The organism is Amycolatopsis sp. NPDC051102 (assembly GCF_040682815.1).
In the GTDB taxonomy this organism is placed as follows: Bacteria; Actinomycetota; Actinomycetes; order Mycobacteriales; family Pseudonocardiaceae; genus Amycolatopsis.
This window is the reverse complement of sequence record NZ_JBFBBT010000013.1, coordinates 214,480-233,243: the sequence shown is the minus strand read 5'-3', so window position 1 is coordinate 233,243 and position 18,764 is coordinate 214,480. Positions and strand designations below refer to the sequence as shown.

Here is an 18,764-nt window from a genome sequence, read left to right as displayed (position 1 = left end):
GAGCGGGATGACGCAAGCTGTGCTGGACCGGCCGCGCGCGCCGGAGCGGGCCGTGCCCCGCCGCCGCCGGGCCGGCCAGGGCCCGGGGTACCTGTTCCTGTCGCCGTGGCTGCTCGGCGTGCTGGTGCTGACGATCGGCCCGATGGCCGCGTCGCTGTACCTGTCGTTCACCGACTACGACCTGTTCGACGCGCCGCACTGGGTCGGCCTGGACAACTACGTCACGATGTTCACCCGCGACGACCGGTTCTGGCACGCCGCCGGCGTCACCGCGCGGTACGTCGGGCTCTCCGTGCCGCTCAAGCTGGGGCTGGCGCTCGTCGTCGCGATGCTGCTGAACCGCGCCCGCCGCGGCGCCGGGCTGTACCGCTCGGCGTTCTACGCGCCCTCGCTGCTCGGCGCGAGCGTGAGCCTCGCCCTGGTGTGGCGCGCGATGTTCTCCACCGGCGGCACGGCCGACCGGGTGCTGGCCGCGTTCGGCCTGGACACCGGCGGCTGGGTCGATCAGCCGCAGTTCGCGCTGCTCGCCGTGATCGCGCTGGCCGTCTGGCAGTTCGGCGCGCCGATGGTCATCTTCCTGGCCGGGCTCAAGCAGATCCCGAAGGAGCTGTACGAGGCGGCGGAACTCGACGGCGCCGGCGCTCTCCGCCGGTTCCGGTCGGTGACGCTGCCGATGCTGTCCCCGGTGCTGCTGTTCAACCTGGTGCTGGAGACCATCCACGCGTTCCAGTCGTTCACCGGCGCGTTCGTCGTCAGCAGCGGCCGCGGCGGGCCGAGCGACTCGACCCTGCTCTACACCCTGTACCTCTACCAGCGCGGCTTCACCGACTTCCGGATGGGCTTCGCCTCGGCGATGGCCTGGGTGCTGCTGGTGGTGATCGGCGTGCTCACCGCGCTGCTGTTCCGCGGCTCGCGCCGGTTCGTCTTCTACGCGGGGGAGGGCCGATGACCCGCCGGTCCTGGGGGTGGCACCTGCTGATGGTGCTCGTCCTGGTGGTGCTGCTGTACCCGGTGATCTGGCTCGTCTCGGCCTCGTTCAAGCCCGCCGAGGAGGTGCTGGCCGGGCTGTCGCTGCTGCCTTCGCACGCCACCGGGGACAACTACACCCAGGTGTTCGCGGGGGTGGCCGGGTACAGCGTGTGGCACTACTTCGCGAATTCCCTGGTCATCTCGGTCGGCGCGGTGGCCGGCAACGTCGTGTCGTGCTCGCTGGCGGCCTACGCGTTCGCCCGGCTGCACTTCCGGGGCCGCGGGCCGATGTTCGGCTTCATGCTTTCGACGATCATGCTGCCGCAGCACGTCGTGCTCATCCCGCAGTACGTGATCTTCCAGAAGCTCGGGCTGGTCAACACGTTCTGGCCGCTCGTCCTGCCGAAGTTCCTGGCCACCGACGCCTTCTTCGTCTTCCTGATGGTGCAGTTCATCCGCACCCTGCCCGGCGAACTGGACGAGGCGGCGACGATCGACGGCTGCGGGCCGGTGCGGACGTTCCGGTACGTGATCGCGCCCCTGCTGCGCCCGGCGCTGATCACCACCGCCATCTTCACGTTCATCTGGACCTGGAACGACTTCTTCTCGCAGCTGATCTACCTGAACGATCCCGGTGAGTTCACGCTGCCGCTGGCGCTGCAGATCTTCGTCGACCAGACGAGCCAGTCGGCGTTCGGCCCGATGTTCGCCATGTCGGTGCTCGCGTTGCTGCCGATCGGGCTGTTCTTCTTCGCCTTCCAGCGTTATCTGGTCGAGGGCGTGGCGACGTCGGGCCTGAAAGGATGAACACCCGGTACCGCTCGCTCGCGCTCCTGGCCGAGGTCCTGTTCGTGGGCGTGCTGGTCTGCCTGGCCTCGGTCTTCGTCGTGCCGGCGCTGGCCGCGGCGGCGGCCGGTTCCGTCCTGCTGACGGAGGTGGCGGCGGACGGCCCGGCGCCGGGCGTGCGCCGGTTCGGCCGGTTGCTCCGCGCGGCGATCGCCCACCCGGTGGCCGTGCTGGCCCCGCTGGGTCTGCTGGCCGTCGGGGCGATCGACGTCGTCGCGGTGCTGGGCGGGCTGCCCGGCGGCCGGCTCTTCGGGGCCGTGCTGGGGGTGGTGCTCGCCGCGCTGCTGGCGGCCGGCCTGCGGGGCGCGGCCGCGTGGCAGCCGGGCGCGCACTGGCCGGCGGTGCTGGCGGCGGCCGGGCGGGAGACGGTCCTGGACCGGCGGGGCAGCGCCGGGCTGGTCACCGCGATCGTCGTGGTGGCCGTCGTCACCGGGCAGGCGCCGGCCTTCGTGGTCGTCGCCCCGGGCCTGCTCGTGCTGGCCGCCGTCGCGGTCCGCGCCCGGGAGCGCCGGTGAAGCCGCCGATCGGCATCCGGGACGTCGCGCTGCGGGCCGAGGTGTCGGTCGGCACGGTGTCCAACGTGCTCAACCGGCCCGACGTGGTCGCCGCCGCCACCCGCGAGCGGGTACTGGCCGCCATCGCCGCGCTGGGGTACGTCCGCAACGAGCCGGCGCGCCAGCTGCGCTCGGGCACCGCCCGCACCATCGGCCTGGTGGTGCTGGACGTGGGCAACCCGTTCTTCACCGACGTCGCCCGCGGCGTCGAAGAGGCGGCGAGCGAAGCCGGGCACGCGGTGATCCTCTGCAACAGCGGCGAGTCGGCGGGCAAGGAACGCGGGCACGTCGAGCTGCTGGCCTCCCAGCGGGTGCACGGGGTGCTCATCACGCCGGTGCAGTCCGGTCAGGCGTCGCTGCGGTGGCTGCGGGACCGGGGGATTTCGGTGGTCCTGCTGGACCACCCGACGGCCGAGGCGGACCTGTGCTCGGTCGCCGTCGACGACCGCCACGGCGGCGAACTCGCGGTCACCCACCTGCTGGCCGAGGGCTGCGAGCGGATCGTGATGGTGACCGGCCCGCCGGGCATCCACCAGGCGGCCGAGCGCCACCGCGGCGCCCGGGACGCGATCCGGCTGGCCGGCCGGGCCCCCGACGTCCTGGAGGTGCTGCCCGCACCGGCCCTCAACGTGGCGAGCGGCCTGCGGGCCGGCGAGCAGCTGCTGGCCAGGGCGGTGCTGCCGGACGCCGTCTTCTGCGCGAACGACCTGCTGGCGCTGGGCCTGCTCCAGGCCACCGTCCGGGCCGGGGTGCGCGTCCCCGAGGACCTGGCCATCGTCGGCTACGACGACATCGAGTTCGCGGCCGCGGCGGCGGTGCCGCTGACCTCGGTCCGTCAGCCCCGCCACGAGCTCGGACGGGCGGCCGCGGCACTGGTGATCGCCGAATCGCAGGCCGCGGCCGAGCACGAGCACCGGCACGTGGTGTTCACGCCGGAGCTGGTCGTCCGCGAGTCCAGCCGACGGCCCCGCCCGCGCCGCACCACTTCGGCAACCCGATCGGAGGAGATCGCATGACTCTGTCCCGCACCGGCCGCTTCGCGACGGCGGCCCTGGCCCTGGTGGCCCTCGCCCTGCCCGTTCCCCCGGCTTCGGCCGCGAACACGCTCAGCATGCTGGGCGCCGACGTCTCGACCGCCCAGCGGGCGCTCGACCTCGGCGCGAAGTACACCGACGCCGCCGGGGTGGCCCGCGATCCCCTCGACATCCTCAAGGGCGCCGGCGTGAACTACGTCCGCCTGCGCGTGTGGAACAACCCGCGCAGCGGCTACAACGACAAGGCCAAGGTGCTGCAGTACGCCCGGGCGGTGAAGGCCAGGGGGCTCAAGCTCCTGGTCGACTTCCACTACTCCGACACGTGGGCCGATCCCGGCACGCAGACCAAACCCGCCGCCTGGGCTTCGCACTCCATCGGCCGGCTGCAGACCGACGTCCACGACTACACCTACGACGTCTGCTCCGCGCTCAAGGCCCAGGGCACGACCCCGGACAGCGTGCAGATCGGCAACGAGATCAACGTCGGAATGCTGTGGAACGACGGGAAAGTCGTGAACAACGACTTCACCAACCTCGGCCTGCTGCTCAAGGCCGGTTACAACGCCGCCAAAGCCTGCAACAGCGGCACGCAGGTGATCATCCACACCGCCGACGCCGACAGCGACGCACACGCCCGCTGGTTCTACGACGGCATCCGGGCCCAAGGCGTCCCGTGGGACGTCACCGGACTGTCCTACTACTGTTACTGGCACGGCACGATGGCGAACATGGCCGGCGTGGTGTCCGACGTGCGGTCCCGGTACGGCAAGCCGGTCGTCATCGCCGAAACGGCCTACCCGTACACGACGGCCGACTCCGACAGCACACCCAACACCATCTCGGCCGCGCAGCCGTGCGCGGGGTACCCGGCCACGCGGGCCGGGCAGGCGGCGAACTTCACCGCGGTCCAGGACACCGCCCGCGCCGCCGGCGCGATCGGGGTCTTCTACTGGGAACCCACCTGGTACGCGGTGAACGGCAACGGCTGGGACCCGGCCGACATCGCCGGGTCCGGCGACGGCTGGGACAACCAGGCCGTCTTCGACCGCACCGGCCGGGTCAACCCGGACGTCCGCTGGCGACCTTGAGCGGCGCGTTTCGAGAAAACGCTTTCTGCCGGCGGTCCGAGCACAGCTTAACGTTAAGCAGGTTGGCCGTTTTCTGTCTCGCCGCCGGTGTTCCCGCGGAGTTTCGCGTGTTACCGTGGGAGCGCTCCCAGTGTGGAACTTTCCTGTCGAGTGGTGCTCCAGGAGGTCGGTAATGAACTGGCGATTCTTCCGTGCGCTCGCGGCCGGGCTGCTGCTGGCCGCCTGCGCCGTCGTGGCGCCGGCCGGGCCCGCCGCGGCCCGGGCGGCCGCCGCGCCGCGGGTAATGGCGCTCGGCGACTCCATCACCGGGTCGCCCGGCTGCTGGCGCGCGTTGCTGTGGAAGCACCTGCAGGACACCGGCCACACCGACGTCGACTTCGTCGGGACCCTCCCGGCCCAGGGCTGCGGCTTCCCCTACGACGGCGACAACGAGGGCCACGGCGGGTTCCTGGCCACCGGCATCGTGCGCGACAACCAGCTGCCCGGCTGGCTGTCGGCGACGCACCCGGACATCGTCCTGATGCACCTCGGCACCAACGACGTGTGGAACAACATCCCGGCGAGCACGATCCTGGACGCCTACACCACGCTGCTCGGCCAGATGCGGGCCGCGAACCCGGCGACCAAGCTGATCGTCGCCAAGATCATCCCGATGAACCCGGCCAACTGCGCGGCCTGCGGCCAGCGCGTGGTCGACCTGGACAACGCCATCCCGGCCTGGGCGCAGGCGCACACGACGGCCGCGTCGCCGATCACCGTCGTCGACCAGTGGACCGGGTTCGACACCGCGGCGGACACCGGTGACGGCGTCCACCCCAACAGCACCACCGGCATCCAGAAGATGGAGAGCCGCTGGTACCCCGCCCTGGTGGCGGCGCTGGGCCCGGACACGCCGGCCGCGACCGGCCTGCACGTCGACGGCACCCGGATCGTCGAAGCCAACGGCAGCCCGTTCGTGATGCGCGGCGTCAACCACGCGTACGTCTGGTACCCGACGCAGAACCGCGCCTTCGCCGACATCAAGTCGTTCGGCACCAACACGGTCCGGGTCGTCCTCGGCAGCGGGCAGCGGTGGGGTCCGACGCCGGCCGCCGAGGTCACCAGCGTCATCGGGCAGTGCAAGCAGAACCGGCTGATCTGCGTCCTGGAGGCGCACGACACCACCGGGTACGGCGAGCAGAGCGGCGCCGCGACCCTCGACCAGGCGGCGAGCTACTGGATCAGCGTGGCCAGTGCCCTGAAGGGACAGGAGAACTACGTCGCGATCAACCTGGGCAACGAGCCGTTCGGCAACGACCAGCAGGTGAGCGCGACCTGGACGACCGCGACGAGCAACGCCGTCAAGCGGCTGCGGGCCGCCGGGCTGCAGCACCTGCTGCTGGCCGACGCGCCGATGTGGGGCCAGGACTGGCAGAACATCATGCGCGACAACGCGGCGACGGTGTTCGCCGCCGATCCGCAGCACAACACCGTCTTCTCCATCCACATGTACGGCGTCTACGACACCGCGGCCGAGATCACCGCCTACTTCGACGCGTTCCGCACCGCCGGGCTGCCGCTGGTCGTCGGCGAGTTCGGCAGCATGCACACCGACGGCAACCCCGACGAAGACACGATCATGGCCCAGGCGCAGGCCCGCGGCCTCGGGTACATCGGCTGGTCGTGGAGCGGCAACAGCAGCGACGTCGCCTACCTCGACATGACGAACAACTTCGACCCGGCCAGCCTGACGACCTGGGGCGACCGGTTCCTCAACGGCGCCAACGGGATCCGGCAGACGTCGAAGGAAGCCACGAACTACAGTGGCGGCCAGGCCGACACGCAGGCGCCGTCCGTGCCGGGCACGCCGGTCGTGTCGGGGGTGACGGCCGGCGGGGCCACGCTGAGCTGGGCCGCGTCGACCGACAACGTCGGCGTCACCGCCTACGACGTCCTTCGTGCATCGGGCGCGAGTGGCGGCACGTTCGCCGTCGTCGGGTCCAGTGCGACGCCGTCGTTCAGCGACAGCGGGCTGGCCGCGGCCACCACCTACCGGTACCAGGTGCGGGCCAGGGACGCCGCGGGGAACACCTCGGCCGCTTCCGGGACCGCGACGGCGACGACGAGCGCGGGCGGCGGCACCGGCGCGTGCAAGGTCGCCTATTCCGCGTCGAATTGGGGCGGTGGCAACGGGTTCACGGCCAACGTCACCATCACCAACACCGGCACGAGCGCGCTCGACGGCTGGACGCTGGCCTTCACCTTCGCCGGCGGCCAGCAGGTCACCCTGCCCGGCTGGGGTGCCACGTTCGCCCAGTCCGGCGGCGCCGTCACGGCCAAGAACCTGAGCTGGAACGGTTCGCTGGCGCCGAACGCCTCGACCGGCATCGGCTTCAACGGCACCGGCGGCGCCAACCCGGCCCCGGCGGCGTTCACGCTCAACGGCAGTCCCTGTTCGGCCGGCTGATCCACCAGTCACCCCAGGTCCATCCAGGACAAAGGAGTCCTCATGTCCCTCAGGCAGCAGGCGGTCATCCTCGCCGGCCTGGCCGCGGTCACCCTGGTTCCCGCACCGGCGGTGGCCGCGGCCGTCCAGAAAGCGCTTCCTGCGCAATGCTCGGGCACCGCGCCGATCAAGTGCCACTTCGCGGTCTCGCCCGGCAACTACGACGTCACGGTCGGGCTCGGCAGCACGACGAAGGCGGCCAGCACGTCGATGTCGGTGGAGGCGCGCAGGCAGGTCCTGAACGCGGTCTCGACGAGCGCGGGCCAGGTCGTCCCGACGACGGTCACGGTCAACGTGCGCACTCCGGAGGGGCAACCCACCGGCCAGGGCGGCACCGGCACGGCGGGCCTGGACATCACCTTCGGCGGCACCGCCCCCGCGATCGGCTCGCTGACCGTCACGGCGGCCGCCGCCCCGCTGGTGACGTACCTGGCCGGCGACTCGACCGTCTGCGACCAGCCGGTGGCGCCCTACACCGGCTGGGGCCAGATCCTGCCCACCGCGGTACGCGGTGGCGCGGTGATCGCCAACTACGCGGACTCCGGCGAGAGCTCGGGCAGCTTCCTGGCCAACAAAGCGCTCTTCCCGACGCTGAAGCCCCTGATCAAGAGCAAGGACCTGGTGCTCATCCAGTTCGGCCACAACGACAAGCAGACGTCGGCGACGGCCTTCCGCGACAACCTCACCAATATGGTGAACGGCGTCCGCGAGCGCGGCGGCATCCCGGTCCTGGTGACGCCACCGGTGCGGCGGCTGTTCAGCGGCACGAAGCTGACGTCGACGGCGCTGCACGTCAACGGCCTGGGCGTCGACCTGCCCGCGGTGATCCGGGCGCTCGGCAAGAGCGCGAGCGTGCCGGTGATCGATCTGACGGCCAAGAGCAAGGCCCTGGTCGAGGGCCTCGGCCCGTCGGCGTCGCAGAAGATCTACCTGACCCAGGCCGCGGACGGCGTCACGGACAACACGCACTTCTCGGCCTATGGCGCGGCGCAGATGGCGACCCTCGTCGTCCAGGGCGTCCGTGAGCTCAACCTCTCGCTCGTCGCCTACCTGCGCTGAACCAGGAAGGGAGCAACCATGCGCAACTCGAGCAGGCGGCTCGTCGTGGCCGCCGTGGGCGTGGTGGCGGTGGGCCTGGTGCCCGCCCCGGTCACCGTCGCCGCCGCCAGTGCCGCCACGCCGCAGACCGACCGGCTGAACCGCGGGGTGGTCAGCGTCCACACCGCACAGGGCAACACCGTCGGCTGGCGGCTGCTCGCCGACGACCCGGCCGGGGTGGCCTTCAACGTCTACCGCGACGGCACCCGCGTGACCACGACGCCGGCGGGCGGGCCGACGGACTTCGTCGACGCCGGTGCCCCCGCCGGCGCGCGCTACACCGTGCGGGCGGTCGTCGGCGGCGTCGAGCGGATGTCCGCCTTCGCCGCGGAGGACTCGCTGGCCCTGGCCGGCGATGCCGCCGCGGGCACCCGGGACATCCCGATCCAGCCGCCCGCCGGCGGGACCACCCCGTCCGGGGAGAGCTACACCTACACCGCGAACGACGCCAGCGCCGGTGACCTCGACGGTGACGGCCAGTACGAGATCGTGCTGAAGTGGGACCCGACGAACTCGAAGGACAACTCGCAGTCCGGCTACACCGGGAACGTCTTCGTCGACGCCTACAAGCTCGACGGCACCCGCCTGTGGCGGATCGACCTCGGCCGCAACATCCGGGCGGGCGCGCACTACACGCAGTTCCAGGTCTTCGACTACGACGGTGACGGCAAGGCCGAGGTCGCGATGAAGACCGCCGACGGCACCCGCTCCGGGACCGGCCAGGTCATCGGCAGCGCGAGCGCCGACTACCGCAACTCGAGCGGGTACGTCCTGTCCGGCCCGGAGTTCCTGACCGTGTTCAACGGGCAGACGGGTGCCGCGATGTCCACGGTGAACTACGACCCGCCGCGCGGCACGGTGTCCTCGTGGGGCGACAGTTACGGCAACCGCGTCGACCGGTTCCTGGCCGGGACGGCGTACCTGGACGGGTCGCACCCCAGCCTGATCATGAGCCGCGGCTACTACACCCGGACCGTGATCGCGGCCTGGGACTTCCGCGGTGGCGCGCTGACCGAGCGGTGGAAGTTCGACTCGAACTCGGCCGGCTCGCAGTACACCGGCCAGGGCGATCACCAGCTGGCCATCGCTGACACCGACGGCGACGGCCGCGACGAGATCGTGTTCGGCGCCATGGCGATCGACGACAACGGCAGTCCGCTGTGGAACACCCGGCTCGGCCACGGCGACGCCATGCACGTCGGCGACCTGATCCCCGGCCGTCCCGGCCTGGAGGAGTTCAAAGTGGACGAGGACAAGTCCAAGCCCGCGGCCTGGATGGCCGACGCGAAGACCGGCCAGATCATCTGGCAGAACGCGTCCTGCTCCTGCGACAACGGCCGCGGCGTCTCGGACGACATCTACGCCGGCAGCCCCGGCGCCGAGTCGTGGTCGTCCGCGGTGTCCGGGCTCATGAACACCAGCGGGCAGAACATCGGGCGCAAGCCTTCCTCGACGAACTTCGTCATCTACTGGGACGGTGACGCCCAGCGGGAGCTGCTGGACGGCACCCACATCGACAAGTACGGCACCGGCGGCGACACCCGGCTGCTGACCGGGTCGGGTGTGCACGCGAACAACGGCACCAAGAACACGCCGTCGCTGCAGGCCGACCTGTTCGGCGACTGGCGCGAAGAGGTGATCTGGCCGACGTCGGACAACCGGGCGCTGCGGATCTACTCGACCACGGACCCGACGAGCATCTCGCACGTGTCGCTGATGCAGGACCGCCAGTACCGGGAGGCCGTCGCGTGGCAGAACACCGCCTACAACCAGCCGCCGCACGCCAGCTTCGCGTTGGCCCGGTGATGGCGTTGCCCATGATCAGGAAAGTTCTTGTCGCGGTGCTGGCGCTCGTGCTCGTTCCGTTGACGGGGGTGACCGGGACCGCCGCCGCGGTCAGCCGGTACCGGACGGTCACCGACTTCGATGCCGGCTGGCTGTTCAACTACGGTGACGCGAATGGCGCCGGTGGTGTGTCCTACAACGACGGTGGCTGGCGCAAGCTGAGTGTGCCGCACGATTGGAGCATCGAGGGCAAGAACCCGCCGGCGAACCCGTTCTCGCAGTCGGCGCCGAGCACCGGCCGCGGCGGGTACCTGCCGTCGGGAATCGGGTGGTACCGCAAGCACTTCTCGCTGGCCGGGGTGTCTGCGGGCCGCCGGGTGTCGCTGGAGTTCGACGGGGTGATGGCCAACGCGAGTGTGTACGTCAACGGCACGCTCGTCGGCACGCACCCGTACGGCTACACGAGTTTCCGGTACGACATCACGGCGGCGGCGAAGCTCGGCGGCGACAACTTGGTCGCGGTCAAGACCGACACGACGTCGCAGCCGGCGTCGCGCTACTACACCGGGGCCGGGATCTACCGGGACGTCCGGCTGATCGCCACCGACCCGGTCCACATCGGACAGTGGGCCACCCGTGTCACGACGCCGAACGTCAACACCGTGCACGCCGAGACCACGGTGGTCAACGAGAGCAATGCGGCGGCGAGCGTCAGCGTCCAGGGCGTGCTCACCGACCCGGGCGGGGCCGCGCTGCCCACGGTCACGACGGCGGCCAAGACCGTCGCCGCCGGGGCGTCGGTCACCTTCGCCTACGACGTGCCGGTGAGCAACCCGCGCCTGTGGGACCTGGCGAACCCGAACCTGTACTCGCTGGCCACGAACGTCCTCGTCGGCGGCACCGCCGTCGACGACGAGGTCACGTCGGTGGGCATCCGCACGCTGACGTTCAACGCCTCGACGGGCATGAGCCTCAACGGCAAGAGCGTGAAGTTCCAGGGCGTTGCGCTGCACCAGGACTTCCACGGGCTCGGGATGGCGGCTCCGCAGCGGGCCGTGCAGCGGCGGCTCGCGCAGCTCAAGGCGCTCGGGGTGAACGCCATCCGCACCGCGCACGACCCGCCGAGCCCGGCGTTCCTGGACCTGACCGACCGGATGGGGTTCCTGGTCCTGGACGAGTTCTTCGACGTCTGGACCCAGCACAAGTACTCCGACGTGGGCGACTACGCCACGTACTTCAACCGGACGGCGGCCGCGCCGACCGGGACGCCCGCGGTGCCGGGCGCGAGTGGCTCGGTGCCCTGGTACCAGGTGGACGCGACCAGCGTGGTGATGCGTGACCGCAACCACCCGAGCGTGGCGATGTGGAGCACCGGAAACGAGATCCGCGATCCGATCGCGACGCGGACGCCGCTGCTGACCCGGATGGTGTCGATCGCGCACAGCCTGGACCCGGGCCGCCCGGTCACCCAAGCTCTGTTCCGGCCAGGCGACAGTGGCGACGTCACCGGGGCCACCCGGACCATTGTGGACGTCTTCGGTGGCAACTACCGGCCCGACGAGGTCATCCAGGCCGCCAAGGCGTCCCCCGCCCGGCCGGGACTGTTCACGGAGATGGGCACCGACACCTCGGCGTGGACGACGGTCCGGAACAACGCGAACGTCACCGGCCTGTTCCTGTGGACCGGCGCGGCGTACCTGGGGGAGGCCGACGGCCTGTGGCCCCGAGTGGAGCCGGACTTCGGCCTGATGGATGCCGTGGGCACGGTCCGGCCGATCGGGTATTCGTGGCAACGCACCTGGGGTGCACCGGCCACGTCCCCGCCGGCGACCGGGACCACGGCGAGCCGCGTGTTGCTCTCGCCCGATCACAGCACCGTGTCGACCGACATCGACGACGTCTCGTACGTGAAGGCGACCGTGGCCGATGCTTCCGGCGGCGTGGTGACCGGTTCCTCGGCCCCGATCACGTTCACCGTCAGCGGGCCGGGGGTGCTGGTGGCGGTCGACAGTGGCAGCCCGGTGCAGGAGACGTTCCGCGGCTCGGTGCGGAAGGCCTACCAGGGCGTCGCGTACGGCCTGGTCCGGGCGACGGGCGCGGGGACCATCACGGTGACCGCGAGCTCCGCCGGGCTGACGCTCGGCACGACCACGCTGACCGGCACCACGGCCCCGTTCGTGCCGTGCACCGGCAGCTGTAACTGACTGGGAGTGTGCATGAAAACCGTTGCCTTGATTATGTTGTCCGCGGCCGTGGTGGTCGCAGGCGCTCCGCAGGCCGCCGGCAGCCCGGCGGCCGGGAAGACCTACTACGTCGCTCCGGCGGGCAGTGACAGCGCCGCCGGGACGCAGGCCGCGCCTTTCGCGTCCGTCGCGAAGGCCCAGTCCGTCGCGCAGGCCGGTGACACGGTGTACCTGCGCGGCGGCACCTACGCCTACAGCCGCGCGAACAAGGCGTGCGCGAGCCAGACCGACCGGGTGGACGCGATCACCCTGAACAAGAGCGGCAGCGCGGGCAACCCGATCCGCTACTGGGCCTACCCGGGCGAAACGCCGGTGTTCGACTTCTCCCGGGTGAGCGACGACTGCCGGATCAAGGGCTTCGACGTCACCGGCAGCTACCTCCACCTCAAGGGCCTGGAAGTCAAGGGCGTGCCCCAGAACAACAACCTGAACCACGAATCGTGGGGCATCTGGGTCTCCGGCGGCAACAACACTTTCGAACTGCTGAACCTGCACAACAACATGGGCCCCGGCCTGTTCATCCAGGACGGCGGCGGCAACCTCGTCCTGAATTCGGATTCCCACGACAACTACGACCCCCGCACGTCCAACGGCGCCGGCGAAAGCGCGGACGGGTTCGGCGCGCACATCTCCGCCGGTCACCCGGGCAACGTCTTCCGTGGCTGCCGCGCGTGGTGGAACTCCGACGACGGCTTCGACCTGATCAACGCGTTCTCGTCGGTGACCATCGAGAACTCGTGGGCCTGGCGCAACGGCTACCTGCCGGAGACGACGACGTCGTCGGGCAACGGCAACGGCTTCAAGATGGGCGGCTACGGCGGCAAGTACGTCAGCAACGGCGTCAAGCACACGGTCCGGAACTCGGTGGCCTTCAACAACAAGGCCGCCGGGTTCTACGCCAACCACCACACGCTCGCCAACGACTACTTCGACAACACCGGCTACGCCAACAACCCCGACTTCAACATGCTCGGCATCACTTCGAGCGGCGCGGCCACCGGCCTGGGCAACCTGCGCAACAACCTCGCCTACAAGGGCACCTTGACGTCGAACATGTCGGGCACGAGCGCCTCGTACAACTCCTGGAACGTCGGTGTCACGCTGTCGGACGCGCAGTTCCAGAGCGTCTCGACGACCGGCTGGGACGCGCGGCGCCAGGCCGACGGCAGCCTGCCCGTGCTGCCGAACCTGCGCCTGGCGGCGGGCAGCAGCCTGATCGACAAGGGCGTCGACGTCGGCCTGCCCTACAACGGGAAGGCGCCGGACCTCGGGGCTTTCGAGTTCTGACCGGACGGAGGGGGTGGCGTAGGCTCGGCCCGTGCTGAAGCCGACCGAGCAGGATCGCGGGCCCGCGGCGCGGGCCCGCGACCACGTGTGCCGCGGTTACCGGGAACGGGCCGAGTTCGTGAGCCGTGCACAGGAGTTCCTGGCCGAGGGCCTGGCCGCCGGCGAACGCGTCCTCTACGTCGCCCCGGGTGACGAGGCCGCCCTGACCGGGCAGCTGCGCGAGGACGGCCGGTGCGGCGAGGGCCTCGAAAGCGGTGCGGTCCAGGTCGCCTCGGTCGACTCGACCTACACCACGGGCACCGTCGTCGACCCCGCCGGCCAGGTGGAGCTCTACGCCGCGGCGACGTCCGAAGCGCTGGCGGCCGGGTTCACCGGGCTGCGGGTCGCGGCCGACGCGACGTCCCTGGTGCGCACGCCGGCCCAGGTGGACGCCTTCGCCCGCTACGAGCACCTGGTGGACCACTACATGGCCGCCCACCCGATGTCGGCGATGTGCGGCTACGACGTCGGCGAGCTCGGCGGCGAAGTCGTCGCCCAGCTCGGCTGCATGCACCCCGCCGCCAGCGCGGGCGTGACCCCGTTCCACCTGCACGGGCACGCGCGGGACGGGAGCGCCGCCGCCCTGGACGGCGACCTCGACCTCGAGTCGCGCGAACTCTGGCCGCTGGCCCTGGAACGCGCCGGCCTGCGGGCTTCGGCGGGCACGGTCGCGATCGACGCCGCCGGGCTCGCCTTCGCCGACCACCGCAGCCTGTTCGCGCTGGCCGACTACGCCGAGCGGCACGCCACCACGGTCGTCCTGCGCACGCGGCTGTCCACCCCGGCCCGGCTCACCGAGCTGCTCGACCTGCCGGGCGTCCGCGTGGAGCGTGCCGCGTGAGCGCCGCCCGGGGTTACGACCACGCCGCCGTCCACTACACCTCCGACGCCGAGCTGCTCGCCGTCGCCGTGCCCTTCCTCGAAGGCGGCCTCGCCGCCGGCGAGCCGACCCTGGTGTCCCTGGAGCCGGACCGCGCCGAGCTGGTGCGCGACGCCTTGGCGCCGTCCGCGCCGGTGGAGTTCCTGGTCGCCGGCGACCTCTACGCGCGGCCCGCGGCGGCGATCCGTTCCTACCGGGAGCTGATGGCCGGGTTCGTCGCCGGCGGGGCGGCGGGGATCCGCATCTTCGGCGAGATCCCGCAGGCGGTCATCGACACCTCCTGGGACTGGTGGGCCCGGTACGAGTCGGCGGTCAACCACGCCTACGACGAGTTCCCGCTGCGCAGCATGTGCGCCTACGACACGCGCACGACGCCGCGGCACGTGCTCGCCGACGTCGCCCGCACCCACCCCTTCGTCGCCACTCCCGACGGCGGGCACCACACGAACAGCGGGTACGTCGACCCGCGCTCGTTCCTGGCCGTCCCGCGGCCGATGACGCCGCTGCCGATCGAGCTGACCGCGCCGCGGGTGGAGCTCGCCGATCCCCGGCCTTCGGACGCGCGGCGGGCCGTCGCGGCCGCCGCCCCGGCGGGCCTGGCCGAAGGCGAGCTCGACGACCTCGTGCTGGCCGTCAGCGAGATCGTCGACAACGCGCTGCGCCACGGCCGGCCGCCGGTCCGGGTGCGGATCTGGGCCGACGCCGGGCACGTGGTCGTCACCGTGCACGACACCGGCGTGGGACCCGACGACCCGTTCGCCGGGCTGCTGCCCGCCGACCGCCGCGTCGGCGGCCGGGGGCTGTGGATCGCCCACCAGGTCTGCGCCGAGGTCGCCCTGCACCACGACGACACCGGCTTCACCGTCCGCCTGACGGCGGGCCGGCTGCCGGCTCAGGCGCAGCGGGGCTGACCGGGGCAGCTCCGCAGGAACCGGACCACCGGGGCGGCCGGGATGTTCCGGCCCGCCTTGGCCGTGCCGCGCGGCCAGCTGATGGACACGGCGACGGCCGAGGAGTTGTTGCCGTAGTCCGTCTCCAGCAGCGTCCGGTCGGCGTTCACGGTGTTCACCAGGTCGTAGGTCCCCGCGGGCACGCGGGTGATGTCCAGCCACTGGAAGTCGACGGTGTACTTGTAGTCGTCGCCGGCCCCGACCGAGATCCCTTCGAGCACGTCGAGGGCGGTGGGTTCGTGGTGGCGGCACATGTTCTCGCGCAGCGTCGCCGCCAGCTCGGCGTCGGGGCCGGAGTCGCCCGGCACGTGCGCGAGCCGGCCGGCGTCGGCGACCGGGAACCGGTCACCGAGACAGAACCCGTTCTTGCGGTCGGTGACGACCGTCTTGCCCTGCGGGGAAACCAGCGCGAAGTTCTCGAAGTTCATCAGGTGCCAGTGCTGGTGCGCGGGGGCCGGCTCGTAGTACGTGAAAGCGTGGGTGGCGCGTTGCGCGGCCGGGTAGCCGTCCGGGATCGAGCCGTCGGCGCTGTTGCGCAGCGCCTGCCGGACGGTCATGTTCGCCTGTTTCGTGCTGTCGCGGCGGCCGAAGAGCAGCAGCGGCCCGTCGCCGACGTTCTCCTCCGCGCTGGTGAACCGCAGCCGGACGGCCTTCGCCACCGACGCGTCGACGCAGGGGCCGTTGGGCGCGGTGGGATCGAGCACCGGGCACACGTCCCAGGCGGTGCACGCCGCGAGCGGGCCGGCGCTGCCGCCGGGGCAGCCCGGGACCGCCTGGCGGAGATCGGGGAGCAGGAAGTCCGGGCCCTCGCCGGCCTGCGGAGCGGAGGCGGAAACGACGGCCGAAAGCACGACGATCGCCAGTACCACGAGTTTTCTGAGCAAGAGCTGGACCGTCCTGTCCGGTATTCCGACGGGGGTCATTCTAGGGCCTCCGCAATTCCCCGTGGCGACACCGCAACGTCACTCGATCGACTGAGTCACCGTCGGTTCCGCGGTTCCGGTGAGTAGCGTGCGGGCGAACTCCCCGCCCGGAAGGACCCCCGTATGCCGACGACCACGGCCGATTTCCCGGCCAGAGCCCCGGAATCCCCGTCCGACCGCGGTGGCGGGATCACGCTGGTCTGCGGCACGCGGCCGGAACTGATCAAGCTCGCCCCGCTGATGCGGCTGCTCGGTGCCGAGTGTGCGGTCGTCTACACAGGACAGCACTACGACCGGTCGCTGTACGCGCGCATCCGCGCGGATCTGCCGCCGTCGGACCGGTTCCACGAGCTCGGCGTGGGCGCCGGCCGCCGCGGCGGCCAGCTCGGCCGGACGGTGAGCGCGGTCGACGAGGTGCTGGCGGCCCGCCCCGGCCGGGTGGTGGTCGTGCAGGGCGACACGACGTCCGCGCTCGCCGGCGCGCTGGCGGCCAACGCCCACGACCTCCCGCTCGTGCACGTGGAAGCCGGGCTGCGCAGCCACGACCGGGCGATGCCCGAAGAGCACAACCGCGTGCTGATCGACCACCTGGCCGACCTCTGCTGCGCACCGACCGAGCTGAACCGCGCGAACCTGCTGGCGGAGAACGTGCCGGCCGGCCGGATCACGGTCACCGGCAACACGATCGTGGAAGCACTGCGGACGGCGTTGCCGCCGGCCGAGGACCGGCGGGCGGTGCTGGCGGCCCGCGGCCTGGCCCGTGACCGGTTCGTCCTGGCCACGATCCACCGCCCGGAGAACGTCGACGACCCGGCGCGGCTGGCGGTGATCCTGCGCGAGCTGGGCCGCCTGCCGCTGCCGGTGGTGTTCCCGCTCCACCCCCGCACGGCCAAGAGCGTCGAGGAGGCCGGCCTGCGGCCCCTGCTGGACCGGCTGGTCGAGCTGGAACCCCAGGCGTACCCGGCGTTCCTGGCCCTCGCCGCGGAGGCGGCGGTGATCGTCTCCGATTCCGGCGGCATCCAGGAGGAAGCGAGTGTCCTCAAGCGACCGGTGGTCGTGGTGCGGCGCAGCACCGAGCGGCCCGAGATAGCGGGCACGTTCGGGACGCGCGTGCTGCCGGGGCCGGGCATCGGCGCGGAGGTGGCCCGGTGGCTCGACGACGTGGCCGGCCACCGGGAGCGCCTCCGGCAGTTGCCCTCACCGTACGGCGACGGGTCGGCTTCGGCCCGGATCGTGGCTGCGCTGGGTTCGCTGGCCGGTCACCGGGCGGCTTCCGCGACCGCCGGCTGATCCTCCCGCCCGGCCGGGATCCGGCTCGTGACGTCGTTCGCGAGGGCGACGCTCGAGTTCCAGCTCGTCACGTCCGGATACACGTGGGCCGTGGTGGCCAGCAGGAGGTTCGTGTCCTCCACCGTCACCGGGGGCCGCTCGGCCAGGTAGCCGAGCGGGTACACCGGTTCCACGAACGGTGCCTTGAACACCCGCACCTCGTCGATGTCGTCCGGGCCGAGCTCGGGGTACAGGCCGCGCAGCTGGGCCGACCAGCGGGCCGCGATCGCCGCGTCGTCGTCGAGGTACAGCTGGGAGTCGCGGTCGGTGTAGTGCATCACGTACACGAGGTGGTGGTCGCCGCAGGGGCCGGCCAGCGCCGACATCGCGACGACCCCGTCGAACTCCGTGCCCGAGTGCAGCACCGGGGTCCAGTAGTGCTCGGTGAGCGGCTGCCGGAGGAAGAACACGCCGGTGACCACGCCCTGGTACGGCAGGTCGGTCTCGGGCAGCCGGGCGGCGAGCGCGTCGTCGGCGATGCGCCGCAGCAGGGGCAGCGGCACGGTGGAGATGACGTGGTCGGCGTCCAGCACCTCGCCGCCGGTGAGGGTGAGGACCGAGCGGCCGCCGGTGCTGTGCAGCCGCCGGACCGGCGCCGACGTGCGCACGGTGCCGCCGGCCCCCTCGATCGACGCCCGCAGCGCGTCGATGATCGTCTTGTAGCCGCCGTCCGGGTAGCCGCGGGTGGCGACGTTGCGCTCCCGGCCCAGCCGCTGCCACAGGTACAGCGCGGGCACGTCCCCGAAGGACGGCCCGAACTTCGAGCCGAACATCGGCGCGAACAGCCGCTCCCAGACGACGTCGCCGTAGAGCCCGCGCAGCCAGTCCTCGGTGCGGAGCGTGTCGAGGTCGCGGCCCTGGCCCAACCGGCGCAGCAGCAGCGAAACCACGCCGAAGCGCACGCGGTCGGGCAGCCGCAGCGGCGAGAACCGCAGCAGGTCGAGGGCGGAGTTGAACGCGTGCCGGCGGCCTTCGACGACCATGCCCATCGTGGTGTCCCGCCACCGCACGGAATCCCGCAGGCCCAGCTCGCCCAGCAGGGCCAGCAGGCTCACGTCGGTGGGCATGATGCAGTGGTAGAACCGCTCGACCCACCGGTCGTCGCGGGCGAAGAACGTGCCGAGGCCGCCGAGCTGGTCGCTGCTCTCGAGCAGGGTCACGCGGGTGCCGCGGCGGGCGAGGCGGTGGGCGGCGGCGAGGCCGCAGATGCCGCCGCCGATCACGGCGACGTGCGCGGGGCCGGGGTTGGTCACC

General features: G+C 71.7%; 15 protein-coding genes. 13 read left to right on the top strand and 2 right to left on the bottom strand.

Annotated elements, in window-relative coordinates; translation table 11 throughout:
- Positions 1-7 precede the first annotated feature (7 nt).
- From AB0M93_RS31735 to AB0M93_RS31680, 12 genes are all read left to right on the top strand, one after another.
- Positions 8-949, top strand: a complete 942-nt coding sequence (locus AB0M93_RS31735) for a sugar ABC transporter permease (RefSeq protein WP_364280066.1) — start codon at positions 8-10, stop codon at positions 947-949.
- Positions 946-1,776 carry a carbohydrate ABC transporter permease gene (locus AB0M93_RS31730; RefSeq protein WP_364280063.1) on the top strand — a complete coding sequence of 277 codons (831 nt, stop codon included), beginning with the start codon at positions 946-948 and terminating at the stop codon, positions 1,774-1,776. Before AB0M93_RS31735 ends, AB0M93_RS31730 begins: the two co-directional genes overlap by 4 nt.
- On the top strand, positions 1,773-2,330 hold the full coding sequence (locus AB0M93_RS31725; RefSeq protein ID WP_364280060.1) for a hypothetical protein: 558 nt from the start codon (positions 1,773-1,775) through the stop codon (positions 2,328-2,330). Before AB0M93_RS31730 ends, AB0M93_RS31725 begins: the two co-directional genes overlap by 4 nt.
- Positions 2,327-3,385, top strand: a complete 1,059-nt coding sequence (locus AB0M93_RS31720; RefSeq protein ID WP_364280057.1) for a substrate-binding domain-containing protein — start codon at positions 2,327-2,329, stop codon at positions 3,383-3,385. The genes AB0M93_RS31725 and AB0M93_RS31720 overlap by 4 nt, the downstream gene beginning before the upstream one ends.
- The gene (locus AB0M93_RS31715; RefSeq protein WP_364280054.1) at positions 3,382-4,491 is read left to right on the top strand and encodes a glycosyl hydrolase 53 family protein; all 1,110 of its coding nucleotides are present in this window, start codon (positions 3,382-3,384) and stop codon (positions 4,489-4,491) included. The genes AB0M93_RS31720 and AB0M93_RS31715 overlap by 4 nt, the downstream gene beginning before the upstream one ends.
- Positions 4,492-4,663: 172 nt before the next feature.
- A complete protein-coding gene (locus AB0M93_RS31710) occupies positions 4,664-6,937 on the top strand; it encodes a cellulase family glycosylhydrolase (RefSeq protein ID WP_364280051.1) in 2,274 nt (757 codons plus the stop codon).
- Between the two features lie 42 nt (positions 6,938-6,979).
- Positions 6,980-8,035, top strand: a complete 1,056-nt coding sequence (locus tag AB0M93_RS31705) for a rhamnogalacturonan acetylesterase (protein WP_364280049.1) — start codon at positions 6,980-6,982, stop codon at positions 8,033-8,035.
- 18 nt (positions 8,036-8,053) lie between these two features.
- The gene (locus tag AB0M93_RS31700; RefSeq protein ID WP_364280046.1) at positions 8,054-9,880 is read left to right on the top strand and encodes a rhamnogalacturonan lyase; all 1,827 of its coding nucleotides are present in this window, start codon (positions 8,054-8,056) and stop codon (positions 9,878-9,880) included.
- Between the two features lie 11 nt (positions 9,881-9,891).
- A complete protein-coding gene (locus AB0M93_RS31695; protein WP_364280043.1) occupies positions 9,892-12,063 on the top strand; it encodes a glycoside hydrolase family 2 TIM barrel-domain containing protein in 2,172 nt (723 codons plus the stop codon).
- Between the two features lie 12 nt (positions 12,064-12,075).
- On the top strand, positions 12,076-13,389 hold the full coding sequence (locus tag AB0M93_RS31690; RefSeq protein ID WP_364280040.1) for a right-handed parallel beta-helix repeat-containing protein: 1,314 nt from the start codon (positions 12,076-12,078) through the stop codon (positions 13,387-13,389).
- Positions 13,390-13,420: 31 nt separating this feature from the next.
- On the top strand, positions 13,421-14,269 hold the full coding sequence (locus AB0M93_RS31685; protein WP_364280038.1) for an MEDS domain-containing protein: 849 nt from the start codon (positions 13,421-13,423) through the stop codon (positions 14,267-14,269).
- On the top strand, positions 14,266-15,219 hold the full coding sequence (locus tag AB0M93_RS31680) for an anti-sigma factor RsbA family regulatory protein (protein WP_364280035.1): 954 nt from the start codon (positions 14,266-14,268) through the stop codon (positions 15,217-15,219). Before AB0M93_RS31685 ends, AB0M93_RS31680 begins: the two co-directional genes overlap by 4 nt.
- On the opposite strand, the gene AB0M93_RS31675 is transcribed toward AB0M93_RS31680, so the two are convergent.
- Positions 15,201-16,142, bottom strand: coding sequence for a lysyl oxidase family protein (locus AB0M93_RS31675; RefSeq protein ID WP_364280032.1), 942 nt, complete (start codon positions 16,140-16,142; stop codon positions 15,201-15,203). The genes AB0M93_RS31680 and AB0M93_RS31675 overlap by 19 nt on opposite strands.
- A gap of 162 nt (positions 16,143-16,304) precedes the next feature.
- Here AB0M93_RS31675 and wecB point away from each other — a divergent pair, with 162 nt between their 5' ends.
- Positions 16,305-17,471, top strand: a complete 1,167-nt coding sequence (wecB, locus tag AB0M93_RS31670; protein WP_364280029.1) for a UDP-N-acetylglucosamine 2-epimerase (non-hydrolyzing) — start codon at positions 16,305-16,307, stop codon at positions 17,469-17,471.
- On the opposite strand, the gene AB0M93_RS31665 is transcribed toward wecB, so the two are convergent.
- Positions 17,441-18,763: an NAD(P)/FAD-dependent oxidoreductase gene (locus AB0M93_RS31665; RefSeq protein WP_364280026.1), complete on the bottom strand. Its 1,323-nt coding sequence runs from the start codon at positions 18,761-18,763 to the stop codon at positions 17,441-17,443. The genes wecB and AB0M93_RS31665 overlap by 31 nt on opposite strands.
- Between the last annotated feature and the right edge of the window lies 1 nt (position 18,764).